Below are 26,350 nucleotides of genomic sequence, written 5' to 3' on the forward strand. Positions count from 1 at the left end.
GCGGGGTCCCACCTCTTCCCATTCCGAACAGAGAAGTTAAGCCCGCTTGCGCCGATGGTACTGCAATGCAATGTGGGAGAGTAGGAGGCCGCCTTCTTTTTAACAACAGTCCCGAGGATAGCAATATCTTCGGGACTTTTTTATTTATGCATAGCAGATGATAATGAATAATCAACGTTTTTCGTGATAATTGATATTTTTATATGTAAAAAAGTAATGAATTATTTGTTTATTCAGTATTTTTTTATTAACTTTGCACCGTGAAATGAAAAAAGCAATGAATATGAATAATATTGGTCTTCTACACATTATTAATATTCTTCGACTTCGTAATGTTGTCGGAAGTGAAAAGGTGTGTATGTAGGCTGTTACATAATTTATATATGAACCTTTCTCACTTCCTTGTGGGGAAGGTTCTTTTTTGATACTTATTTTGAAATAAAAGAAATATTTTATAGAATATGAGTGACAGATTATTTATTTTTGACACAACGCTTCGCGATGGCGAGCAAGTTCCAGGATGTCAGCTGAATACTATAGAGAAGATTCAGGTAGCAAAACAATTGGAACAGTTAGGTGTGGACATTATTGAGGCTGGTTTTCCAATCTCAAGTCCTGGTGATTTTAATTCAGTGATTGAGATATCAAAAGCTGTTACTTGGCCTACGATATGTGCACTAACCAGAGCGGTTGAGAAGGATATTGATGTGGCTGTTGACTCGCTAAAATATGCTAAACATAAGAGAATCCATACTGGTATCGGTACCAGTGATTCACATATCAAATATAAGTTCAACAGTAATCGTGAGGAAATAATAGAAAGAGCAGTTGCTGCCGTGAAATATGCAAAGAAATATGTTGAGGATATAGAATTCTATGCAGAAGACGCAGGTAGAACTGATAATGAATATCTTGCAAGGGTGGTGGAAGCTGTAATAAAGGCAGGTGCTACAGTTGTGAATATTCCTGATACTACTGGATATTGCCTGCCGTCAGAATATGGAGCAAAAATCAAATATCTGATGGAGCATGTGGATGGTATTGATAAAGCTATCATTTCTACTCATTGTCATAACGACTTAGGTATGGCTACTGCCAATACTTTAAGTGGCGTGTTGAATGGAGCACGCCAGGTAGAGGTTACAATTAATGGTATTGGTGAACGTGCTGGAAATACTTCTCTTGAAGAAATTGCAATGATTTTACGTTGTCATAAGGATATAAATATTGACACAAATATTAACACAACAAAGATATATCCTACAAGTAGGATGGTGTCAAGTCTCATGAACATGCCGGTTCAGCCCAATAAGGCAATTGTTGGAAGAAATGCTTTTGCTCATTCAAGTGGTATTCATCAAGATGGCGTTCTGAAAAACGTTTCAACTTATGAAATAATGAATCCGAAGGATGTAGGACTTGATGACAACTCTATTGTATTGACTGCCCGTTCAGGAAGAGCGGCGTTAAAGTATCGCCTGAGCGTTTTGGGGGTAAGTATTGAAAATGAGGAATTTGTTGATGATATTTATCAACGCTTCCTGAAACTTGCCGATCGTAAAAAAGAGGTGAATGACGATGACATTCTCATGCTTGCCGGTGCTGACTCAGCAAAGACAAGAGCTGTGAAGCTCGATTTCCTTCAGGTAACTACAGGTATGGGTGTGAAGAGTGTTGCAAGTATTGGTCTTGATATCTCAGGACAAAAGTTTGAAGAGGCTTCTACCGGCAATGGTCCTGTTGATGCAGCCATAAAGGCATTGAAGAAAATCATACAGAAGCAGATGACACTGAAAGAATTTACCATTCAGGCCATCAGCAAAGGCTCTGACGATGTGGGTAAGGTACACATGCAGGTAGAGTATGACGGAAATGTTTACTATGGCTTTGGAGCAAATACCGATATAGTAACAGCTTCTGTAGAAGCATATATTGACTGTATAAACAAGTTTAGAAAATAATATTATGAATACATTATTTGACAAAATTTGGGACAAACATGTCGTTCAGCAAATTGAAGATGGCCCAACACAATTGTATATTGACAGGTTGTACTGTCATGAAGTAACATCACCGCAGGCATTTGCAGGCATGAGGGAGAGAGGATTGAAGTGTTTTCGTCCTGACCATATTTTTTGCATGCCAGACCATAATACACCCACTCATGACCAGGATAAACCCATAGAGGATCCTGTTTCAAGAAAACAGGTGGACACTCTGTCACAGAATGCTCGAGACTTTGGTTTGACCCATTATGGAATGATGTCAAAGGATAATGGAATTATTCATGTCGTAGGTCCAGAGAAAGGACTCTCGCTTCCTGGCATGACAATTGTTTGTGGTGACTCCCATACTTCAACACATGGAGCCATGGGTGCAGTGGCTTTCGGCATAGGAACATCTGAAGTAGAAATGGTAATGGCTTCACAGTGCATCCTGCAGCAGAAACCAAAGTCAATGAGAATAAATATAAATGGTGAACTTGCCAAGGGGGTTACTGCTAAGGATGTGGCACTTTATCTAATGTCTAAACTGACAACATCTGGTGCTACAGGTTATTTCGTTGAATATGCTGGTCAGGTTGTAAAACAGATGAGCATGGAAGGCCGTCTGACACTATGTAACTTGTCTATCGAAATGGGAGCTCGTGGCGGTTTTATCGCGCCTGACGAAACAACATTCGATTATATCAAGGGACGTGAGTTTGCTCCTCAAGGTGATGCATGGGACAAAGCCGTAGAATACTGGAAGACTTTGAAGAGTGACGAAGATGCAGTATTTGACTGTGAATTAAACTTTGATGCGGCAGATATTGAACCACGAATAACATATGGCACGAACCCTGGCATGGGTATTGGAATAACAGAAACCATCCCAACTCTTGATGACATTGACGAGGCAGGTAAGGCTTCGTTCTTGAAATCTTTGGATTATATGGGATTTGTTCCTGGTGAAAAACTTCTTGGTCATAAGGTAGACTATGTGTTCCTTGGAGCATGTACTAATGGACGTATTGAGGACTTCCGTGCTTTTGCGTCTATTGTTAAGGGAAAAAAGAAGGCCGAAAATATTGTAGCGTGGCTTGTTCCCGGTTCATGGGCTGTGGATAAACAGATACGTGAAGAAGGGCTTGACAAGGTGTTTGAGGATGCTGGTTTTGTAATTCGTCAACCAGGTTGTTCTGCTTGTTTGGCTATGAACGATGACAAGATTCCAGCTGGAAAGTATTCTGTTTCGACGAGTAACCGTAACTTTGAGGGTCGACAAGGCCCTGGAGCTCGTACTATTCTTGCCTCTCCTTTGGTGGCTGCGGCAGCAGCTATTACAGGCAAGATTACAGATCCGCGAGAGATTATTGAAGATTAAAGAATGAAATAATGAATGATTGAAAGATGAAACAGAAATTCGACGTAATAACAAGCACTTGTGTACCATTGCCATTGGAGAATGTGGACACAGACCAGATAATACCAGCCCGTTTTTTGAAAGCCACCGACAAGGAGGGATTTGGTGAGAATCTCTTCCGTGACTGGAGATATAACAAAGATGGTTCCCCAAAGAAAGACTTTGTTTTGAATGACCCGACCTATGGCGGTTGCATCTTAGTGGCAGGAAAGAATTTTGGTTCTGGCTCGAGTCGTGAACATGCAGCGTGGGCTATTGCCGGTTATGGATTCCGTGTAGTAATCAGTAGCTTCTTTGCCGACATCCACAAGAATAACGAGCTGAATAATTTTGTCCTTCCTGTTGTAGTTTCAGAATCATTTCTTGCCGAACTGTTCCAGTCTATCAACGAGAATCCGAAGATGGAGGTAAAGGTTGATCTGCCCAACCAAACCGTCACGAATATGGCAACTGGAAAGAGTGAGAGATTTGAAATCAACGCCTATAAGAAACATTGCTTGATAAATGGCCTTGATGACATAGACTATCTCATTCAGAATAAAGACAAAATAGAGAAATGGGAAAGCCAGAACAAGTGATGGATTCTTCCAAGCGCGGTATACAGCCGTATATTGAGATAATGGACTGTACTCTGCGTGATGGTGAACAGACGAGTGGCGTTTCTTTCCTTCCTCATGAAAAACTCATGATAGCCCGCATGTTGCTAAGAGATGTAAACGTCGACCGCATCGAAGTGGCTTCCGCAAGAGTTTCTGACGGAGAAAAAGACGCTGTCTCGATGATTTGCCGTTATGCACGTCAGATAGATATGCTTGAAAAGGTTGAGGTGCTCGGATTTGTAGATGGTACACAATCAATTGACTGGATAGAGGAGTGTGGCGGCAAGGTAATTAATCTTTTGGCAAAAGGCTCGCTGAAACACTGTAGCCAGCAACTGGGAAAGACTGTCGATGAACATATCGACGACATAAAGCAGTCCATAGAATATGCCACGAGCAAAGGTATAATAGTAAACATTTACCTTGAGGACTGGAGCAACGGCATGAAGGACTCGCCGGAGTATGTCTACAAAATGGTGGACGAATTGTCAAAGACAAAGATACGCCGTTTCATGCTTCCTGACACACTTGGAATAATGAATCCGCTTCAGGTTATTGAGTTTTTCAGAAAAATGAGGAAGAGATATCCTGATGTTCACTTCGACTTCCATGCCCACAATGACTATGATCTGGCGGTAAGCAATTCTCTCGCTGCTGTTCTTAGTGGTGCTAAGGGGCTTCATGTTACTGTCAATGGTCTTGGCGAGAGATGCGGAAACGCACCTTTGTCAAGTGTGCAGGTAATATTGAAAGACCAATTCAATGCCAAGACAAGTATTGACGAGAGCAAACTGAACGATATTAGCCGTTTGGTTGAGGGATATTCAGGTATAGCCGTTGCGCCTAACCAGCCGATAATAGGTGACAATGTGTTCACTCAAGTGGCTGGTGTACATGCCGATGGCGACAACAAGAACAATCTGTATTGCAACGATCTTGTTCCTGAACGCTTTGGAAGGAAAAGGGAGTATGCATTAGGTAAAAATAGCGGTAAGGCAAATATTGCGAGAAACCTACAGGAGCTGGGATTGGAATTGACGCCAGAGCAGACAAAAAAGGTAACCCAACGAATTACAGAGTTGGGCGACCGCAAGGAAATTGTCACTCAGGATGATTTACCATTCATCGTAAGTGATGTGTTGAAACATGGAGCTCCTGAGGATAAAGTGAAGCTGGTGAGCTATATGGTATCTTCTGCTTACGGACTGAAACCATTGGCAAGCATCAAGGTTGAGATTAATGGTAAGCAGTATGAGTCGGACTCTACCGGTGACGGACAATACGATGCCTTTGTAAAGGCGCTGCGGAAGATATACCGTGATTATCTCAACCGTTCGTTCCCTATATTGGCCAACTATGCGGTCAGCATACCACCAGGCGGTCGCACCGATGCCCTTGTTCAAACTGTCATTACATGGCAGAACGGTGAAAAGTTGTTCCGTACTCGTGGTCTTGATGCCGACCAGACAGAAGCAGCTATAAAGGCAACATTCAAGATGCTGAACATAATTGAGAATAAAGAAGAAACTTTGAAATAAACAATTGTAATATGAAATTAAGAATTGCAGTTCTCGCCGGCGATGGCATTGGACCTGAAATCATGGAGCAGGGTGTTGCCGTAATGAGTGCCGTGGCAGAGAAATTTGGACATGAAGTAGAGTACAAGGAAGCACTTTGTGGCGCACATGCCATCGATGAAGTAGGCGATCCGTTTCCAGAGGAGACATACCAGATCTGCGAAGAAGCAGACGCAGTGTTGTTCGCTTCTGTAGGCGACCCGAAGTTTGACAACAACCCATCGGCAAAGGTGCGTCCGGAACAAGGCCTTTTGGCAATGCGCAAAAAACTGGGATTGTTTGCCAACATTCGTCCTGTCACAACATTCGATTGCTTGGTACATAAATCACCACTTAAGGATGAAATAGTGCGTGGCGCAGATTTCATTTGTATACGTGAACTCACTGGTGGTATGTATTTTGGTAAGAAACAGGAGCCGTCGTTAAATGAAGAAGGTGTGGAGGACGCACTTGACACAAACTATTACAGTCGCCCTGAAGTAGAACGTATCATGAAGGTTGCATATCAGTATGCACGGCAGCGTCGTAAGCACCTTACTGTAGTCGATAAAGCTAATGTATTGGCATCCAGTCGTTTGTGGCGTAAGGTCGCACAGGAAATGGCACCACAGTACCCAGATGTTGAGACCGACTACATGTATGTGGACAATGCAGCCATGCGCATGATTCAGGAGCCAAAATTCTTTGACGTCATGGTAACAGAAAACACATTTGGTGACATACTTACCGATGAAGGATCTTGTATTACCGGCTCAATGGGTCTTCTGCCTTCCGCATCAACAGGTAGTTCCACTCCCGTGTTTGAGCCTATTCATGGCTCATGGCCCCAAGGCAAGGGACTGAATATTGCCAATCCGTTGGCACAGATACTTTCTGTTGCAATGCTATACGAATATTTTGACTTGAAAGAAGAAGGTGCACTGATACGCAAAGCCGTTGACGCATCGCTCGACGCTAATGTCCGTACTCCCGAAATACAGGTTGAAGGCGGAGAGAAATATGGAACAAAGGAAGTTGGAGCTTGGATAGTTGATTATATAAAAAACAACTAATTGTGGGATTAAGAACCTTAATAATTCTTTTGATCGCATCATTGTCGGGAGTTCTACACGTAAAAGGGCAGAACTCCCAACAATGGCGTGATTCGCTTGCAGTCATAAATAAGCAGATTTCTCAAAATCCCTATTCCTCAGATCTTTATTTAAGGAAAGCAGCTGTGAATATTGAACTGCAACAGTGGGAATATGCCCATAAGACTTATAGTGATATTCTGACCAAGGAACCAAACAATCTTGCCGCCCTTTTCTATCGTGCTTTTGTAAACGGCAAGATGAGACGATATGATTTGGCGGGCAGTGATTATGAAACCTTTCTCACCCTTGCCCCTACCAATATAGAGGCTCGTCTCGGACTTGCCTATACGTTGCAGAAACGTGGAAAGAGGTTAGAAGCACTTGACCAATATAACACCATTGTTGAGCAACATCCAGATAGTGCCGTCGCATATGCTTCAAGGGCATGTCTCGAAGAGGAAATGGTGCTTCTTGACGCGGCATTGTTTGATTGGGAAAAGGCGATAGCCTTAAACAGTTCAAACAACGACTATATATTATCGAAGGCAAACTTGTTATTGAAAATGGGAAAGAAGCAGAAAGCCCGCGAATGTCTCGACGTACTTCTCGACAGAGGTGTAGCAAGGGCTGACATTGAAGAATTACTAAAAGCTTGCAGATAAGTCGCTAATTATTTTAAGTCATTGAACACCAGTATGTTGAGTGTGTTTAAAACGTAATTATTTTGAAATGAACAGAAATGAAAAATGGGAAGCGCAATATGCTATAGTATGGACATTCGTAGAAAAACATCATCGCGCCCCTTCACGTCACCGATTGGAAGAACATGACATGCTCAATTGGTTGAAATATAACAGAAAACGTCTTAACAAAGGCGAACTCGATGAATATCGAAAAGAGAAGATGGATTCATTAGGAAAACTGATAACCTCTTTTCATAGAAGAAACCAATATTGTTGACCTTAGTTCCAAAAGTAAGGTCAAATTGTTGTCGTATATTACAATTTGAAAGATTTTTGCAGTCAAATAGTATAAAAAAGAGATTTTTGTTTTGTAGAAACGGGAAATGTTGTTACCTTTGCACCTAATAATATAAATAGTAAACTATCACCCCCGTTCGTCTGGGGGCCAACAATAACAAAAAACAATAAAAATATCGTATGAAAGTATTAAAGTTCGGCGGGACATCCGTAGGTTCCGTAGAAAGTATCTTGAGTCTAAAAAACATTGTAGAGCAACAGTCTCAGCCAGTGATCGTAGTAGTAAGCGCCCTTGGCGGAATAACCGACAAGCTCATTGCCACATCCCGTTTGGCAGTGAGAGGCGACGAATCTTACAAGACTGAATTTGACTCCATAGTCACACGTCACCACAACATGGTCAACGCGGTCATCACAGACATCACTGAGCGCACCCGTCTTTTGGGTGTTGTAGACATTCTCTTGGAAGAGTTGCGTTCCATTTATTATGGCGTATACCTGATACGTGATCTCAGTCCCAAGACCAGCGCAGCCATCGTAAGTTATGGAGAACGTCTTAGCAGTAATATTGTGGCAACACTTATCAATGGTGCGTCATGGAAAGACTCCCGTGATTTCATAAAGACAGAATATAAATTCGGAAAACATATACTCGACAGTGAGCTAACCAATCGGTTGGTACGTGAATCATTTGCAGACATCCCGTCCATAACTGTTGTTCCTGGCTTTATCAGTAGCGACAAGTTCTCTGGCGAGGTGACCAATTTAGGACGTGGCGGAAGCGATTACACGGCATCCATCATTGCAGCTGCACTGGATGCTGAAGTGTTGGAGATTTGGACTGATGTGAATGGATTCATGACAGCCGATCCACGAGTGATACATTCGGCATATACTATCAACGAACTTAGTTATGTGGAGGCTATGGAGCTTTGTAATTTCGGCGCCAAGGTAATTTATCCTCCAACGATATATCCGGTATGCGTAAAGAATATTCCTATAAAGGTAAAGAATACTTTCAACCCTTTAGATCCTGGTACTATTATCAAGGACAAGATCGACAACGACCGCAAGCCTATTAAGGGTATTTCCAGCATTAATGGCACTACGCTTATTACCGTAACCGGTTTGTCCATGGTGGGCGTGATAGGTGTAAACCGCCGCATTTTCACAGCCCTTGCCGATCATGGCATATCTGTGTTCATGGTGTCCCAGGCATCTTCGGAAAACTCTACGTCAATAGGTGTTCGTGATGAAGATGCAGATGAGGCCGTTCGTGTGTTGGACTATGAGTTTGCCAAGGAGATAGAGACAGGTGCGATGTATCCTATGCATGCTGAGAGTGGGCTTGCCACAATAGCAATAGTTGGTGAGAATATGAAGCATACTCCAGGTATAGCGGGAAAACTGTTTGGAACATTAGGCCGAAGCGGTATTTCCGTTATAGCATGTGCCCAAGGAGCTTCTGAAACAAATATCTCATTCGTAGTAGACTCGAAATATTTGCGCAAGTCTCTAAACGTGCTGCACGACTCGTTCTTCCTTAGTGAATATAAGGTCCTTAACTTGTTTATATGCGGTGTAGGTACTGTTGGCGGAAATCTTATTTCCCAGATTCACTCCCAGTATGAAGAACTGATGCATAGTCGCCGTCTGAAACTTAATGTTGTCGGAATAGCAAGCAGTCACAACGCCATTTTCTGTCGTGAAGGCATCGATTTGGGCAACTATCGTGAGCAACTCGAGAAGTCTGCACCCAGCAATATCGAGCATCTTCGCGACGAGGTGATAGGTATGAATATTTTTAATAGTGTGTTTGTCGACTGCACTGCCAGTGGCGAAGTGGCTGCACTTTATCAAACCTTCCTTGAACATAACATTTCAGTTGTTGCAGCCAACAAGGTAGCTGCTTCAAGTGATTACGCAAGCTATCTGAAACTTAAGGAAACAGCCCTCAGCCGAGGAGTGAAGTTCTTGTTTGAGACAAATGTTGGAGCCGGTCTACCTATTATCGGTACCATCAACGACCTTCGCGATTCCGGCGACAAGATACTGAAGATAGAGGCTGTGCTTAGTGGAACGCTAAACTTTATTTTTAATGAGATTTCAGCAGATGTTCCTTTCTCAGAGACTGTCAGACGCGCTAAACAACAAGGTTACAGCGAACCAGACCCACGCATTGATCTCAGTGGCAAGGACGTGGTTAGAAAGCTTGTGATACTCGCCCGTGAGGCAGGTTATAAGGTCGAACAAGACGACGTAGAGAAGCATCTTTTCGTACCATCTGAATTCTTTGCCGGAAGTATCGACGATTTCTGGAAGAACCTTCCATCCCTTGACGCAGAGTTTGAGTCGAGGCGTAAAGTTCTAGAGGCAGAAAAGAAGCGTTGGCGTTTTGTGGCAAAGATGGATCATGGCAAGACACAGGTATCGCTTGAAGCCGTTGGCGAGCACCATCCTTTCTACGGACTCGAAGGTTCTAACAATATTGTTCTTTTGACTACAGAACGCTATCGTGAATATCCGATGCTTATCCAAGGCTACGGAGCAGGTGCTGGAGTGACTGCTGCCGGTGTGTTTGCCAACATAATGTCAATAAGCCAACAAGTAATATCATTCTTATGAAACATATAATTATTCTTGGTGATGGCATGGCAGACCATGCAGTGAAGAAACTTGGAGGGAAAACCCTTCTTCAGTATGCTGACACTCCATATATGGACATGCTGGCAAAAAAAGGTCGTTGTGGCAGACTGATAACAATTCCCGACGGCTACAGTCCTGGTAGTGAGGTGGCAAATACAGCCATTTTGGGATATGATCTTGACAAGGTTTATGAAGGCCGCGGCCCGCTTGAGGCAGCAAGCATTGGCTATGAGATGCAACCGGAAGACATGGCTATAAGGTGTAATATCATCACCTTGTCTGACAACAAAATAAAGAATCATCACGGCGGTCATCTGACCACTTCCGACGGTGACCAGCTGATACAGGCCCTCAACGAACAGTTAGGCGACGATCGTGTACGTTTTATCACAGGCATCCAGTATCGCCATCTTCTTGTAATAAAAGGTGGAAATAAGCACATCGTGTGCTCGCCGCCTCACGACCATCCCGACCAGCCATGGCAGCCCCTGTTGGTTAGGGGAGAAGAAGGCGGTGAAGAACCGGGACGTATGACGCCACAAGAAACAGCCGACTTACTGAACGAACTGATAATAAAGTCTCAAGCTATTCTTGCAAACCATCCGATTAACAAGAAACGTTTGGAAGATGGTCTCGACCAGGCAAATTCAATATGGCCATGGAGTCCAGGCTATCGCCCTTCAATGCAGACTATACAAGAAATGTTTCCCGAGGTCAAGTCCGGTTCTGTGATATCAGCAGTCGACCTTATTCGTGGTATTGGTCATTATGCAGGATTGAAGACTATTATAGTAGACGGAGCTACAGGACTTTACGATACAAACTATGAAGGAAAGGTTAAGGCTGCTATAGAAGCCCTGAAGACTGATGATTTCGTCTTTCTCCATGTAGAAGCTAGCGACGAGGCAGGCCACGACGGCAACCTGTTGTTGAAATTACGCACAATAGAGAATCTTGACAAACGTGTGGTAGAGCCTATATATAATGAGGTGAAGACATGGAGTGAGCCCGTAGCCATCGCAGTATTACCAGATCATCCCACCCCCGTTGAAATCCGTACTCACGTAAATGAGCCAGTGCCGTTTGTGATATATTATCCGGGCATTGAGGCCGATAATGTCCATGAGTACGACGAAGTGAGCTGTGTCGGTGGCGGTTATGGCCTTCTGAAGCTGCAGGAGTTTATGCAAGTGTTTATGAACAAGGAATAAGAAATGAAATATTACAGTACAAATGGTAAGGCGCCCCTCGCTACATTACATGAGGCAGTGGTGAAGGGCTTGGCGGGCGACCGCGGCCTTTATATGCCTGAAAGCATAAAGAAGTTGCCTCAGTCTTTTTTTGACAACATTGAGAGATTGTCGTTTCAAGAGTTGTCTTATGTTGTAGCCCAGGCTTTCTTCGGCGACGACGTTAACGAGGAAGACCTCAAGCGTATAGTATACGACACTTTGTCGTTTGACTGCCCCGTGGCCCAGGTTACAGACTCTATTTACAGTCTTGAGCTGTTCCATGGTCCAACCCTTGCTTTCAAGGATGTAGGTGCGCGTTTCATGGCGCGTCTTTTGCAATATTTCATTCGTCAGGAGGGTAGGGAGCAGGTAAATGTATTAGTGGCCACGAGTGGCGATACGGGCAGTGCTGTTGCCAATGGTTTCCTTGGCGTCGACGGTATTCATGTCTATGTCCTTTATCCGAAGGGAAAGGTGAGCAAGATACAGGAAAGCCAGTTTACTACACTTGGTAAGAACATCACCGCCGTCGAGGTGGATGGTGTGTTCGACGACTGCCAGGCCTTGGTGAAGAGCGCTTTTATGGATGAGGAGCTGAATAAGCACATGAAGCTCACATCTGCCAATTCCATCAATGTGGCCCGTTTTCTTCCCCAGGCATTCTATTATTTCAATGCTTATGCTCGTATGAAAGAGCTGGGCAAGTCTGAGAATATGGTGGTCTGTGTTCCAAGCGGAAACTTTGGTAACATCACGGCAGCACTTTTCGGTCATCGTATGGGATTGCCCGTTAAGCGTTTCATAGCAGCGAATAATGCCAACGACATCTTCTACAATTATCTTCAGACAGGAAAGTATGAGCCCAAAGCCAGCCGTCAGACCATAGCTAATGCCATGGACGTAGGCGACCCAAGCAATTTCGCCCGCATCTACGACCTTTATCATGGCGATCATGCCCTTGTCTCGTCGCTTATTAGCGGAGCGACATACAGCGACGACCAGATACGTGATACAATGCGAAAATGTTTCTCAGATAACAAATACATCCTCGACCCCCATGGCGCCTGTGGTTTCCGTGCCCTTTCAGAACAGCTTCAAGCCGGCGAGTATGGCGTGTTCTGCGAAACTGCCCATCCTGCAAAGTTCAAGGAGACCGTTGAGGCAACCATAGGAGCGGAAGTAGAGATACCAGAGCGTCTGGCCGCCTTTATGAAAGGAAAGAAACAGAGTGTGGAAATGGCTAAGGATTTCTCAAGTTTCAAGGATTTTCTCATGCAAGAATAGGCGTTAAGTGTGTAAAGAGCCACAAAACGTCCCAGTTCCGTTAAAAATTGCTTAATTGTTTTGCGACATCAAAAAAAAGTAGTAATTTTGAACGCTCTAATTAGGCATAAATGCGTCAGAAGCTCTTAAAATGGCCTTTATGCGGCTTTTGTCATGTTTTTGGCAAGTTGACGGAACATAATAAATAGAAACAATAAAAACGAATGGATCAGACATTAGATCAAGACAGAATTATTAAAATCAACATCGAGGAGGAAATGAAGTCCTCATACATCGACTATTCCATGTCGGTGATTGTGGCTCGTGCCCTCCCGGATGTCCGTGATGGTTTCAAACCCGTCCACCGACGTATTCTCTACGGAATGATGGGTGTTGGAAACACCAGTGACAAACCTTATAAGAAATGTGCCCGTATCGTGGGAGAAGTGCTCGGAAAGTACCATCCCCATGGCGACAGCTCGGTATATGGAGCTCTCGTGAGAATGGCACAGGAATGGAACATGAGATACACGCTTGTCGACGGACAAGGTAACTTTGGTTCGGTTGACGGTGACTCTCCGGCAGCTATGCGTTACACTGAGTGCCGTCTTTCCAAAATGGGCGAGCACATCATGGACGACCTTGACAAGGACACTGTCGACATGACCAATAACTTCGACGACTCGCTCGTTGAACCGACAGTGATGCCAACAAAGGTGCCAAACCTTTTGGTAAACGGCGGAAACGGTATTGCCGTAGGTATGGCGACAAACATTCCGACCCACAATCTTGGAGAAGTGATAGACGGATGCTGTGCCTATATCGACAATCCCGATATAGACACCGACGGCCTGATGGAATACATCAAAGCCCCAGACTTCCCTACCGGCGCATACATTTATGGAATACAGGGCGTAAAGGATGCCTACGAGACCGGTCGTGGTCGTATCATAATGCGTGCAAAGGCAGAGATAGAGACCGGCGACACACACGACAAAATCGTTGTGAACGAGATACCGTATGGTGTAAACAAGGCCGACCTCGTGAAATATATTGCCGACCTTGCCAATGAAAAGAAAATAGAGGGGATAAGCAATGTAAACGATGAGTCAGGACGCCAGGGAATGCGTATTGTAGTCGACGTGAAGCGAGATGCCAATGCCAATGTCATCCTCAACAAACTCTTTAAGATGACAGCCCTACAGAGTTCATTCTCTGTCAATTGCATAGCACTCGTACATGGTCGTCCGAAACTCCTTACCTTGAAGGAATGCGTGAAGCATTTTGTCGACCATCGACATGATGTGACAATACGTAGGACAAAGTTTGATTTGAAGAAAGCACAGGATCGTGCACACATTCTTAAGGCCCTCATCGTGGCTTGCGACAATATTGACGAGGTGGTTCATCTCATCCGGGCCTCAAAGACCCCAAAGGAGGCTATTGACAGTTTGATGAACCGTTTCGACTTCGATGAGGTACAGGCACGAGCTATTGTAGACATGCGCCTCCGCCAGCTCACAGGCCTTCAGATGGACCAGCTTCACAACGAGTACGACGAACTTCAGAAACTCATAGCTTACTTGCAGCAGATACTCGACGATCCAGAACTTTGCAAGAAAGTGATGAAAGACGAACTTCAGGAAGTAAAGGAGAAGTATGGTGACGAACGCCGTACCGAAATAAAGTATTCGAGCGAGGAGTTCAATGCAGAGGATTTCTATCCTGACGATCCCGTGGTCATTACCATCAGCCATCTCGGATACATTAAGCGCACCGCCTTGTCGGAGTTCCACCAGCAAAGCCGTGGTGGAGTGGGCAGCAAGGGCGCAACATCACGCGAGCAGGACTTTACCGAGTATATATATCCCGCCACCATGCACAACACGCTTCTCTTCTTCACCCAGAAGGGACGCTGCTATTGGCTCAAGTGCTACGAGATACCAGAAGGCGCAAAGAACGCCAAAGGCCGTGCCATACAGAATATACTGAATATCGAGGCCGATGATGCCATCAACGCGGTACTACGTATACAGAAGTTTGACGATGAAGAGTTTGTCAAGTCACATTACGTGGTGTTTGCCACAAAGAACGGTATCATCAAGAAGACAAGCCTTGCGGCTTATAGTCGTCCACGAGCCAATGGCGTGAATGCCATCAATATCCTTGAAGGCGACCAGGTGGTAAGCGTGCGTCTTACCAACGGCAACAATGAGTTGCTTCTTGCCAATCGCAATGGCCGCGCAATACGTTTCAACGAAAACGAAGTGCGTACGATGGGACGTGTCTCAACAGGAGTGCGCGGCATGCGCCTTGACGATGGCGACGACGAGGTGGTTGGAATGGTGTGCGTAAACGACCCGGAAACTGAGACCATTATGGTGGTGAGTGAAAATGGTTACGGCAAGCGAAGCGATATCGAAGACTATCGCAAGACCGCACGTGGCGGCAAGGGAGTAAAGACATTAAGCGTGACGGAGAAGACCGGACGTCTTGTAGCCATAAAGGTTGTGACCGACGAAAACGACCTTATGATTATCAACAAGAGCGGAATACTCATTCGCCTGAAGGTAGCCGACGTGCGTGTCATGGGCCGTGCCACCCAAGGCGTGCGCCTGATAAACCTCACAAAGAAGAACGACACCATTGCCAGTGTGTGCAAGGTAATCAGTGCCGACGAACCCGAAGAAAATTAGTATTAATCTTTAATAACTACGAGTATGAAGAAAATTATGATGATGGCAGTGGCACTCGTGTCAGCAGCTACTGCATTCGGTCAGGACAACCTGGTGAAGCAGGCCCTGAAGTCGAAGTCTAACCCTGCGGAAGCAGTGAAAATCCTGACTCCCGCCCTGACATCAAGCGAGACAGTCGATAAGGCAGCAGCATGGGGTGCCATGAGCGAGATCCAGTATCAGTTCTACTCCGATGCTTATGAGCAGATGGTGCAGAATCAGTTCAAGACCGAGAAAACTCCTATCGACACCGTGGGAATGTACAATGGTCTGATAGAGGCATTCAAGGCCGCCTTCAAGTGCGACGAGTACGACATTCAGCCCAACGAGAAGGGAAAAGTGAAGCCACGTTATCGCTCAAAGAACCAGTCTCGTCTGTTGCCAACCCGCAACACTCTCATCGATGCTGGCAGCCAGTTCTACAACGTCAAGAATTACGAGAAAGCAGTAGACGCTTGGGGTATGTTCGTTGAAAGTGCCGACGCTCCTCTATTCGAGGGTAAGGTGCAGAAAGACAGTACATACTATCTCATCACCGGCTATGCCTCCTTTGCAGCATACTTCAGCAAGAATTACGACAAGGCCATCGCTTACGCCACAGTAGCCCTTAATGATGAAGCTACAAAGAAAGACGCCATCAACGTGATTGTTTCGGCAACCAAAGACCAATGCAAGACAAAGGAAGATTCTGTAGCGTATTTCAATAAGCTGAAGGAACTCCGTGCCAAACTGCCAAATGAGCTCAGCGTGCTATTTGCCATCAACGAGTATCTCTCCGCACCGGGACGTGCCGCAGAGAAAGAGGCTTGGTGTGCAGAGGAAGTGAAGAAGACTCCAAACGAGAAGTATGTATGGGCATTCCTCGGTGAGGGACAGATGAACCAGCAGAAGTACGACGAGGCAATTGCATCGTTCAAGAAGACATTGGAGCTTGACCCAAGCTTCGTGGAGGTGGAGTTCAACGTCGGAGCATGCTACGTGCTTAAGGCCACTGCCATGAGCGACCAGCTCGCCGGAGCCACAGGCCGTCTTACTCCAGAGAATGCTGAGAAGGTAAAGGCCGTTTATAATGATGCAAAGAAATACCTGGAACACGTAAGAAGCGTCGACCCTGACAGAAAGAAGGCTAACTGGGCATATTCCCTCTATCAGGTATATTATAGCCTCGGCGACCAGGAAAAGGTGGCAGAGATTGAAAAAATTATGAATGGCAACTAATTGATGATGAAGAAGCTTATCACTGTAACGCTTCTCTTGTTGACAATAATACCGTGCCTGAGAGCTCAGCGTAAAGAGATATCTCAGGCGCGGTCTTATATTAAGAGCGGCAAGGATTTCGCAAAGGCGGAACAGCTGTTGCGTGGGGTCATGGCAAACGACTCCGCCAGCGGTCGTGACCCGCGTGTGCACGCCTTGCTCCTGCAGTCCATTGAGAAGCAATATGCAGAAGGCAACGAAAAACTATATCTAAGGCAGAAGTACGACACGACGACATTTTTCGTCTTGACAAAAAAGCTCTTTGACGTCTCATGGCAACTTGACTCTCTCGACGCAATACCCGATAAAAAGGGTAGGGTAAAAGCCAAATACAGGGGAAGGAATGCTCAGATGCTAAACACGTGCCGGCCCAACTTGTTCTATGGCGGTACATACCACTTGAGAAAAGGCAACTACCGCGACGCGTTTGAGCTGTTTGACATGTATATACAATGCATGTCTCATCCCATGTTCGGCACTTTCGACTATGCCAAGACCGACAAACGTCTGTCAGAAGCAGCTTATTGGGCATGTTATTCCGCCACAAACCTCAATAATCCCGACTTGGTGTTAAAACACTACAGCCTTGCGGAAGGAGACAGTACAAAATTAGACTATCTCCTCATGTATGTCGCCGAGGCACATCTCCAAAAAGGAGACACATCCGCATATCATACCATACTGAAAAGAGGATTCAGCCAATATCCCCGTTTCAGATATTTCTTCCCGCATCTCATGGACTACTACACCGAAAACGGTGATTACGGGAGTTGCCTCTCGCTTGCCAACGAAGCTCTTTCTGTCGATTCCACAAACATCCTCTTCCTTTACGCCAAGGCAAACACACTGCTGAGTTTAGGAAGAAACGACGAATGCGTGGAAGTGAGCAAACGGATAATCGAACTTAACGACACCGTTGCGGAAGCATATTATTATATAGGTATGGCCATTCTCAACAAGATTGTAGCTTATGAGAAGGCAGACGAACGTCAGGACAAAACCCAGATAAAGGCCCTTTACAAAGAAGCAATGCCTTATTTGGAAAACTATCGGGTGCTTGCACCGGAAGAGAAGAAGAAGTGGGCACCGGCTCTTTATCGAGTATATCTTAATCTCAATATGGGCAAACAATTCGATGATATAGACAGGATAATCAACGAAGAAAAACCATAATACGCCGTTTTAATATTCTTTAACTTTGAGAATTGTCAGGATTATGGATTTTTTTCCTACCTTTGTAGTGAAAAATCATTTGACACTTAAAACAAGCTTTTAATATGGAAAATAACTCTAATCTTATTGCACAGTGCATAGAAAAAGCACAGCAGTGGCTATCGCCTGCTTTTGACGAGGAAACACGCAGGCAAGTTCAAGAAATGCTCGACAAAGAAGACAAGACCGACCTTGTTGACGCTTTCTACCAAAACCTTGAATTCGGTACAGGCGGTCTGCGCGGAATTATGGGCGCCGGCACCAATCGTATGAACAAATACATAGTAGGCATGGCTACACAGGGTTTTGCCAACTATCTTCTGAAGGCATACCCCGGCAAGACTGACCTTGCAGTGGTGGTAGGCCACGATTGCCGCAACAACGGCCGCATGTTTGCCGAGACCGTAGCCGATATTTTCTCCGCCAATGGTATTAAGGCATATCTGTTCGAGAGCCTTCGACCAACGCCCGAAATTTCTTTTGCCATACGTCAGCTCGGATGTCAGGCAGGTGTAAACGTCACCGCAAGCCATAACCCACGCGAATACAACGGCTACAAGGCTTATTGGGAAGACGGCGCGCAGGTGCTCGCACCACACGACAAGGGCATCATCGATGAGGTGAACAAAGTGACCATTGACGACGTCAAGTTCCAAGGCAACAAGGAACTCATCGATATCATCGGTGGCGAGATGGACTGGGACTATGTATCGGCAGTGAAAGAGGCAATGGTCGACCAGGATGTCATCTTGCGTCAGAAAGACCTTAACATTGTATATTCTCCAATGCACGGCACAGGACGTGTTATCGTGCCTCTCTGTCTCCGTTCATGGGGATTCCAGAACATCCATGTCGTACCTGAGCAGATGGTGATCGACGGCAATTTCCCGACAGTGGTGTCTCCAAACCCGGAGAATGCAGAAGCCATGACCCTTGGCATGAAGCTCGGAACAAAACTCAATGCCGACCTTGTCATAGCTTCCGACCCTGATGCCGACCGCTTGGCTATCGTTTGCCGTGACAATAAGGGAGAGTGGATCATCATCAACGGCAACCAGACTGCCATGATGCTGTCTTACTATATCATCGAGAATAAGAAGAAGCTTGGCAAGCTCAATCCTTCAGACTTCATGGTTAAGACCATCGTCACTACCGAGGTGATAGCCAAGATTGCCCAGCGCAATGGTGTTGAGATACGCGACTGCTATACCGGCTTTAAGTGGATTGCACGCGAGATAGCCATTTCCGAAGGCAAGCAGAAGTATATTGGAGGCGGCGAGGAGTCGTTTGGTTATCTGCCATACGACAAGGTTCGCGATAAGGACGCTCCAGCTTCTATCTGTCTGATTTGCGAGATTGCCGCATGGGCAAAAGACAACGGCCGCACACTCTACGACCTGCTCATGGATATCTATGTCGACTACGGATTCTCTCGCGAGTTCACGGTAAACGTTGTTAAACCTGGCAAGTCTGGTGCCGATGAGATTAAGCAGATGCTTGCCGACTTCCGTGCCAATCCTCCGAAGGAGCTCGCAGGTAGCCCAGTGGTAGTGGCCAAGGACTATCAGACTCTTGAGGTTACCACACCAGAAGGTACGTCAAAGCTCGACATGCCAACCACGAGCAATGTGCTTCAGTATTTCTGTGCCGACGGCACAAAGGTAAGCGTCCGTCCATCCGGTACAGAGCCGAAGATCAAGTTCTATATTGAGGTTAAGGACGACTCAATGAAGTGCGCAGCCGACTACGACCGTTGTGTTGAGGCCGCCAACGCTAAGATTGAGGCTGTAAAGAAGTCACTCAAACTATAATAAAGATTTAACAATTTAAGGAGTTAAGACGAATGATTGAGCCTCAAAAACGGCTTGATACAGTCTTAACTCCTTATTTTTTTTAAGCTTCTTATACACCCTTTCCCCCTTTTCCCCCTTTCAATTCTCCCCTTTCAATTATCAATTTTCTTAACTGCCATACATTCCATTTCTATAAGCCACCCCGGTCTGCAAACGGGAGCATGCACTATTACGATTGGCATGTATGGAAATTTTCCCTTCATTATCGTCATAACAATTTGGTAGTCAGCAATGTCTCGAAGGTAGACAATGATATGTGTGACATCGTCGTACGAGCATCCGGCTTCCCTCAGCAGTACCCCAACGTTCTCCGTCATGCGATCTGTTTGATTCACTATGTCACCTTCATGCACAATCTGTCCACGGTTGTCTATGCTGGCCGTTCCCGATATAAACACATGTCGGCGGTCGTGGTATTCAACGGCCGTACCTCTTTCAAAGCTCACCCCGTATTCGCTCGTCCTGTTGAGATGAGTAGGAGCGTAAAGATACTTCACCTGTTCCTTTCTTAAGCCCTTCACGGCATACGTGTCCATTTGCGCCAGCACGTTAGGGTCAGCCTGTCTTCCCCCAATGCCGGTACTTGCAATGAAGTGAGTGTCGGCAGTAAGACCACGTGAGGCAAACACTCTGTTTCGAGCACTCACAACTCCTCCATAGTTCAGGTCCACGTCGTTCACGAAAAACCATGTGCGCAGACAGTTGTCTGCCAGTGTACATCCCTCGTCCGCAAGTTGTTTTTCATATTCTTCAAACAGTAGAAGAGTTTGCTCTTCAGAGTTTTTTGCAAAGTTGTGTGCACTGCCGCCCCATAGGTGGCGGTATTGTCCTTGGTCAACGGCAAACAGTCCGTTTTCGAGAGCGGTTGTAGTCACTCCAGCCATAAGATAGCACCACACGGCCACTTTTGTCCCGTTGAGCGGTGGCTGTTCCACCACCGACCTGGCACAATTCAGTTTACTGTTGTTTATCAGTTCTGTCTGGTTGGCTGCGTCGCTAACAAAATATCTTATGAACACTGGCGAGAAATTCGCCATTTCGCCCTTAGTGATATAACTTAATGCCTCTTCTATAGCCTCAAGCTGGTGGCGGTAGTTAAGCAGTGGGTTACTCACATGAGCAATCAGGTGAGCCTCTATCGCTTTGCATCCGTCCATCACTATTGTAGACTCCACGTATGCATCGTTATATGTATATTTTTTCCTCATATCAGGTGGTTATTGCCATCCGGCCGACTTAGCTATTCTTTTGCATATTTCCGTATTGTCTATTCGTCCCTGGAACATTTCTGCTCCGGCACCGATGGCAAAGCAAGGCACATATCCGTTGCTGTGTCCAGTCACCGCCCAGCTCACGAGGGCACATTCCTGCTGTATGTCCTTTACTGTCACGGCAAGCTCGTCGTCCATTTGGTATAGTGTCTTTGTCGTCTCGCCCTTTCCGTTTCTAATTTTTTCAAAGGCGTTCTTCAGTCTTTCAGTCTGTGCGTCGCTCAGTTTCACCTGGTTCCAGAACCCGAAGTTGTCCGCGAGATAGTTTTCCACCACGTCCCATGAGTATTTGTCACCATATTTCTCGTGCATCAAGTGTAGGTCCTTGCCTAACTTGTCGGTGCTCACCCTCTGGTATCCAGCCACGTCGAGATGCAGTTGGTATTTGTTTCTTCCGAGCACCAGTCCACCCGTCTCATGGTCTGCGGTGACCACTATGAGTGTTTCGTCGGGGTGTTGCTGGTAGAACTCGTAAGCCACCTTCACGGCGTTGTCCATATCAATCACTTCAGGAATGAAAGCCAGGTCGTTTGCATGGCATGCCCAGTCAATCTTTCCACCTTCCACCATGAGGAAGAAACCGTTTTTCTCATTTTGTTTTCTTGTAAGGAAGTTGATGGCCGCCCTGGTGATGTCACTCAGCGAGAGATCGTTTTTTCCTCGGTCTATGGCGTAAGGAATGCTGTGCCTGTCCTTTTTGCTTGCCTCCTCGCTTTGCAGCAGGATCATCCTGACTGCATTGCCGGCTTTTTTTCTGTAGTCCTTGTATCCCCTTGCTATGGTAAATCCCCTGTCTTTAGCCTGCGAGTAGAGATCCTTGCCGCTTTGGTCCGGATTATCAGGGTTCAGGAAGTCAGAGCCCGCATAGAAGTCGTTGTCGCTCTCCACAAGTTGCCTGCCTATGCTGTAAGCTTCGCCCCTGCTTCCCACGTGAGCGTAGAAAGCAGCAGGTGTGGCATGGTCGACGCTCACGCTTGTCGTTATTCCCACTGCAGCTCCGGCCTCTCGTGCCCAGTCGGCTATTGAGGTCACAGGCGTGGTAAGGTCTTTCAGCACACCGAGAGCACCGTTCTTTGTCTTGTGCCCAGTAGCAAGGGCGGTGCCACCGGCAGCGGAGTCCGTCACTCCGTTAACTGCGCTTTGCGTGTTAACCAAAGCCACGTAAGGAAATGAAGGAAAGCACATTTCCTTAATACCTATGCGTCCCTCTATGGCAGCAAGGTAAGTCTCGGCGGCATTCACTTGGTTCACCCCCATGCCGTCTCCAATGAAGTAGAACACATATTTTGCCTTTCCCTGGGCTGCCGCTGCTATTGCGAGCATCAGGAGCAATGCTATAGAAACAAAGCCTCGTTTCATAATTTTCTTTTTTTTTGTTAGTTGTTATAAATTACGTTTAAGTATGAAATACAGATGCAAAGATACAAAAAAATAAGAACTTCCAAGCCAATATTCAAATTATTTTTCATGAAATACGAAAAATAGCAGGAAATATTTGGCACTTTTCCGAAAAAAACTTAACTTTGCCGTCAAACTAACATATTTTTAATAATTAAAAACATGAAATTATGAGGAAAATTTTTATCTTATTGGTTTTGGGCCTGCTGACACTACAGGTCAGCCATGCGGCTCCAAGAACTCTCCAGCAGGCGAAAGCCATTGCAGAGAGACAGGCTAAAGCCTTGGGAATAGTTGTTGACCAGCAGTCTGTGCAATACAGCAAAGCAGCCCCAGGGCTCTTCTCTGACCAGGACGCTGAGGAGCCATACTATGTGTTCAACAACGGCGATAACCGCGGTTTCACCATCGTTTCGGGCGACGACCTTCTGCCAGAGATAGTGGGCTATAGCGACCGTGGTACTTTCACCACCGATAACATGCCTGTTCAGCTTAAGGACTTTCTCGACGGCTATAAGCATATGGTTGCCGACCTGCTTTCAGGCGACAGCCATGCCAAGTCTGTGGTCATGGAGCGAAACAACCAGCTTCTCACCGCCCCAGGCAGTTCTCCCGTCCATACCCCTCTGCTCGGCACAATAGTATGGGATCAGGGCTCCCCTTTCAATAATCTGACCCCTATGAAAAACGGAGCGCACAGCGTGACGGGTTGTGTAGCCACTGCTTTGGCGCAGATTATGGCATACTACAAATATCCGTCGGCACTTATGGAAGACATTCCCGCCTACACAACCAGCACCAACGGTTATGAAATGCCCTCCATCAGCAAGGGCCAGATTTACGATTGGGACAACATTCTTGACACGTATTTAAACTCGTCTGAGTACAACGACACGCAGGCCTTAGCAGTTGCAAAACTTATGCTACATGTTGGCTGTGCCTTGAAAACGAACTACGGAAACAGTGGTTCTGGTGCAAACTCAAGCACAGCTGGCGAAGTTTTGGCAAAGTATTTCGGCTACGACCCTGACAACACTACTTCTATCTCCCGTAAAGACGTAACCCAGCAAGAGTGGAACAATATCATTTACGGCGAGTTGGAAGCCTTAAGGCCAGTCCTTGTTTCGGGAAGTAACTCTATCGGACATGCCTTCATCTGCGACGGTAGCGACAGCAACGGACTATTCCACATCAACTGGGGATGGGGCGGCCGCTATAATGGTTATTTCGACATCACTACGCTATGCCAATATCAGGCAGACATTATAGGTGGCGACGATGGCTTTAACAGGGGAAACAGTATTGTTTGCGGCATCGCGCCAGACAATGGCATAAAAGACGCCCCGATACACGAAACGCCTACAATATCAGGCCTGTATAATTCTTTCAATATCGACGTAAGCGAAAGGGCCGACGCCTCTGGAAAGTTTAAGATAACAGCTGAAGTAAAGGTATTCAACCATGCATGGGAAAAGTTTGATGGCTATATAGCCCTCAAGGCAAGGTTTGCTGATGGCGAAGAAAAGATTGTGACCGATTGTTGTCCGGTGACAATCCCTGCAAGAGTATCAAGTGGCTCTTATTATTACAAGAAGACGACTATTCCTGTCGAATATGCCTTCCCCGAAGGAGTTACAGCACTTGAGATTGTATATTCCACTGACAAGACAAACTTTAAGAAAACCAAAAGGTGGAGTACTGAATATCCCGTAAGGTGGTATGTCTGTGCCACTGCCACAACCCTTTCTACAGACAATGGCATCCACCTTGCAGCAGACTTGTCTACCGACTTAACTGTTTATACCGGCATGGCGAACACCTTTAAGCTAAAGCTCACAAACAGCATGCCCGAAGAGTACCTCGACAAGATAAATGTCAGAATCGCATATACCGATGAAATGCCAGCCGAGCCATCGTTCTACATCATGGCAACAGTGCCAGCCAATGGCAGCGTGACACGCTCCTTCAACTTCAAGCCCACCGAAGCCGGCACACTCTACGTATGGATGAGTGACTCAGAGGACAACGTTTTAGCCAAACAATCGTTCACCGTTGAGCCAAATACTGACCCCGTGCTTGTGCTCACTTCTGTTACCAACAACGCTAAGGCCGGTCTTTACGAAACAGAGAAGGCATACTATAAATCCAAACGCGTAAAAGTGCCAAAGTCTGAAGACGATTTTGCCACATTCACATATAAGGTGAAAAACAATGGCGGAACGACTTATCGCACCTTCTACGTTAAATGTATTTCCGTAGACACAGGACTTGGCTACCGGTATCCTTATACAAGACGCATCGAAAGTGGTGAGGAACTGACATTTGAGATTACTGTGAAATTGAGCGATATGGACACTCCGTTCTTAAGGTCATATATATCCTTGGAAGATGAAGGCGACGGCGTGACACTGCAATTCGACGACAAACTTGAACAGCCGAGACTTTACTCACTCGATGAGAATGGCAACACGACAGGTGGTTATTACTATTTCAACAAGAATTATTCGTTCATTTATCTCGACCCGACTTCCACTGGCATCAACTCTGGCGTCGACACCTCTAATAATATAATAGGTGGAGAAGGCGTGATATACATCACCACCGACAAGGCAGCCCGACTCAACGTCGTGAACCTTGGCGGCCAGACCGTCCGCACCGTCAGCGTTGAGGCCGGACAGACTGCCACAGTCTCCGTGGCTCCAGGCATCTACGTCGTCGATGGAGTGAAAGTGGTTGTAAGATAATCATTACACAACAACATAAATGGGAAGAAACAAGTTTTCACAACACGAGATCGACATCATCGGCATGCTGCTTCGCCGCAAGAATGCCGGCACCCGTTTTCAGCAGAAGCAGATAAGACATCAGCTGAGGGTGAACTTCGAGTTCAACATCTCTGACTTCAACGTACAGGGAAAAGCCTTTGGTGAGCAAGAGCTCCACGACGCAATAAGTCGTGGAGCCATCCAAATACTCGACGATGCCACCATCGCAGCCATGAAGGAAAAACGTGCGCGCGACAAGGCGCGCGACGAGGCCATGAAGGAACAGGAAGCCATAGACAATGGTGCCACCGACTGGAAACAGGCGTTGAAGGAATGGGAGGAGTATGAGAGGAGTGAGGAGTGATATAAAAGAAAGACGATGACTGGTATCCAGTCATCGTCTTTTATTTGAGCCGATACCCGGGCTCGAACCGGGGACCTATTCATTACGAATGAATTGCTCTACCAACTGAGCCATATCGGCTTTTGCGGGTGCAAAGGTACAAAAAAATGTCAAGACAAAAGAGGTGTGAAGTATAAATCTCACGCCTCTTAGTGTTTTTTAACAAAACCAGAAGTCGTTTTCACCACGCGGATTCAACTAGCAAGTGCAAATTTACAACATCTTTTTGTAAAAGCACTCATTAGGAGTTGAGAAATTGAGTTTTTCCCTTGGTCTTGTGTTAATTTTCTGCAATTTCAAACACAATGAAGTGAACCCAAAAGAAGTTCGGGTTCACTTCGGTATTTTGGCGCAATGCCTTTTAGAGGTATACGTTGGCTCCCATGCAGGAAGTCACGCCGAGCGTGGTCGCTATAGCTGAGAGTGCCGCTACAATCAGCTGGAGCACCAGCTTCCAAGTGTTGGATTTGTTCGTTGTACTCATAGTTGTAAGAATTAAGGGTTGAGAATTCCGTTTTCTTTAGCTCCCAAGGTCGCTATCGCTCGAGCTTGGCGGAGTTTCAGTCTCTCCTGCAGAGCCGTTGTTGGCGGTTGTGGTGGCAGTGCCCGGGGTGAGGAATGAAGAGCTCTCGCCGCCGTAGGTCTTCACAGAGCGCTTGTAAGCCTGGTCGCCGCTGTACT

At 45.9% G+C, this 26,350-nt stretch carries 19 protein-coding genes, 1 tRNA gene and 1 rRNA gene; 17 read left to right on the forward strand and 4 right to left on the reverse strand.

Going from position 1 to position 26,350, the window contains the following annotated elements:
• The 15 genes from rrf to CIK98_RS08035 form a co-directional block, all read left to right on the forward strand.
• Positions 1-97 (forward strand): 5S ribosomal RNA (gene rrf / locus CIK98_RS07965); the annotation flags it as partial.
• A gap of 364 nt (positions 98-461) precedes the next feature.
• A complete protein-coding gene (locus CIK98_RS07970) occupies positions 462-1,961 on the forward strand; it encodes a 2-isopropylmalate synthase (RefSeq protein ID WP_094383721.1) in 1,500 nt (499 codons plus the stop codon).
• Between the two features lie 4 nt (positions 1,962-1,965).
• Positions 1,966-3,366, forward strand: a complete 1,401-nt coding sequence (leuC, locus tag CIK98_RS07975; protein ID WP_094383722.1) for a 3-isopropylmalate dehydratase large subunit — start codon at positions 1,966-1,968, stop codon at positions 3,364-3,366.
• Positions 3,367-3,392: 26 nt separating this feature from the next.
• On the forward strand, positions 3,393-3,983 hold the full coding sequence (gene leuD, locus CIK98_RS07980) for a 3-isopropylmalate dehydratase small subunit (RefSeq protein ID WP_094383723.1): 591 nt from the start codon (positions 3,393-3,395) through the stop codon (positions 3,981-3,983).
• A complete protein-coding gene (locus tag CIK98_RS07985; RefSeq protein WP_253249669.1) occupies positions 3,962-5,542 on the forward strand; it encodes an alpha-isopropylmalate synthase regulatory domain-containing protein in 1,581 nt (526 codons plus the stop codon). Before leuD ends, CIK98_RS07985 begins: the two co-directional genes overlap by 22 nt.
• An 11-nt stretch (positions 5,543-5,553) precedes the next feature.
• The gene (gene leuB, locus CIK98_RS07990; RefSeq protein ID WP_094383724.1) at positions 5,554-6,633 is read left to right on the forward strand and encodes a 3-isopropylmalate dehydrogenase; all 1,080 of its coding nucleotides are present in this window, start codon (positions 5,554-5,556) and stop codon (positions 6,631-6,633) included.
• Between the two features lie 164 nt (positions 6,634-6,797).
• Positions 6,798-7,316 carry a tetratricopeptide repeat protein gene (locus tag CIK98_RS07995; protein ID WP_141210469.1) on the forward strand — a complete coding sequence of 173 codons (519 nt, stop codon included), beginning with the start codon at positions 6,798-6,800 and terminating at the stop codon, positions 7,314-7,316.
• 67 nt (positions 7,317-7,383) lie between these two features.
• Positions 7,384-7,614, forward strand: coding sequence for a hypothetical protein (locus tag CIK98_RS08000; RefSeq protein WP_094383726.1), 231 nt, complete (start codon positions 7,384-7,386; stop codon positions 7,612-7,614).
• A gap of 200 nt (positions 7,615-7,814) precedes the next feature.
• The gene (gene thrA / locus CIK98_RS08005) at positions 7,815-10,259 is read left to right on the forward strand and encodes a bifunctional aspartate kinase/homoserine dehydrogenase I (RefSeq protein ID WP_094383727.1); all 2,445 of its coding nucleotides are present in this window, start codon (positions 7,815-7,817) and stop codon (positions 10,257-10,259) included.
• The gene (locus CIK98_RS08010) at positions 10,256-11,491 is read left to right on the forward strand and encodes a cofactor-independent phosphoglycerate mutase (protein ID WP_094383728.1); all 1,236 of its coding nucleotides are present in this window, start codon (positions 10,256-10,258) and stop codon (positions 11,489-11,491) included. The genes thrA and CIK98_RS08010 overlap by 4 nt, the downstream gene beginning before the upstream one ends.
• Before the next feature lie 3 nt (positions 11,492-11,494).
• Positions 11,495-12,796, forward strand: coding sequence for a threonine synthase (thrC, locus tag CIK98_RS08015; protein WP_094383729.1), 1,302 nt, complete (start codon positions 11,495-11,497; stop codon positions 12,794-12,796).
• Positions 12,797-12,999: 203 nt separating this feature from the next.
• Entirely contained in the window at positions 13,000-15,471 is a 2,472-nt protein-coding gene (gyrA, locus tag CIK98_RS08020) for a DNA gyrase subunit A (RefSeq protein ID WP_094383730.1), read from the forward strand.
• Positions 15,472-15,495: 24 nt separating this feature from the next.
• Positions 15,496-16,728, forward strand: a complete 1,233-nt coding sequence (locus CIK98_RS08025; protein WP_094383731.1) for a M48 family metallopeptidase — start codon at positions 15,496-15,498, stop codon at positions 16,726-16,728.
• A 3-nt stretch (positions 16,729-16,731) separates the two neighbouring features.
• Positions 16,732-17,940 carry a M48 family metallopeptidase gene (locus CIK98_RS08030; protein ID WP_094383732.1) on the forward strand — a complete coding sequence of 403 codons (1,209 nt, stop codon included), beginning with the start codon at positions 16,732-16,734 and terminating at the stop codon, positions 17,938-17,940.
• A gap of 104 nt (positions 17,941-18,044) precedes the next feature.
• Complete coding sequence (locus CIK98_RS08035) at positions 18,045-19,790, forward strand: phospho-sugar mutase (protein ID WP_094383733.1); 1,746 nt, start codon at positions 18,045-18,047, stop codon at positions 19,788-19,790.
• A gap of 134 nt (positions 19,791-19,924) precedes the next feature.
• Here the strand turns inward: CIK98_RS08035 and CIK98_RS08040 are convergent, their stop codons facing one another.
• Both CIK98_RS08040 and CIK98_RS08045 read right to left on the reverse strand, forming a co-directional pair.
• Complete coding sequence (locus CIK98_RS08040) at positions 19,925-21,040, reverse strand: Rid family hydrolase (protein ID WP_094383734.1); 1,116 nt, start codon at positions 21,038-21,040, stop codon at positions 19,925-19,927.
• 9 nt (positions 21,041-21,049) lie between these two features.
• Positions 21,050-22,465, reverse strand: a complete 1,416-nt coding sequence (locus CIK98_RS08045) for an alkaline phosphatase (RefSeq protein WP_371683256.1) — start codon at positions 22,463-22,465, stop codon at positions 21,050-21,052.
• 206 nt (positions 22,466-22,671) lie between these two features.
• Between CIK98_RS08045 and CIK98_RS08050 the strand changes: the two genes are divergently transcribed.
• A complete protein-coding gene (locus CIK98_RS08050; protein ID WP_094383736.1) occupies positions 22,672-25,245 on the forward strand; it encodes a C10 family peptidase in 2,574 nt (857 codons plus the stop codon).
• Positions 25,246-25,264: 19 nt separating this feature from the next.
• Positions 25,265-25,630: a hypothetical protein gene (locus CIK98_RS08055; protein WP_094383737.1), complete on the forward strand. Its 366-nt coding sequence runs from the start codon at positions 25,265-25,267 to the stop codon at positions 25,628-25,630.
• A 47-nt stretch (positions 25,631-25,677) separates the two neighbouring features.
• Here CIK98_RS08055 and CIK98_RS08060 read toward each other — a convergent pair.
• Both CIK98_RS08060 and CIK98_RS18085 read right to left on the reverse strand, forming a co-directional pair.
• Positions 25,678-25,750, reverse strand: a tRNA-Thr gene (locus CIK98_RS08060).
• Between the two features lie 280 nt (positions 25,751-26,030).
• Positions 26,031-26,153: a smalltalk protein gene (locus CIK98_RS18085; protein ID WP_172409791.1), complete on the reverse strand. Its 123-nt coding sequence runs from the start codon at positions 26,151-26,153 to the stop codon at positions 26,031-26,033.
• Positions 26,154-26,350 lie beyond the last annotated feature (197 nt).

It is taken from the genome of Prevotella sp. P2-180 (assembly GCF_002251435.1).
Lineage (GTDB): Bacteria > Bacteroidota > Bacteroidia > Bacteroidales > Bacteroidaceae > Prevotella.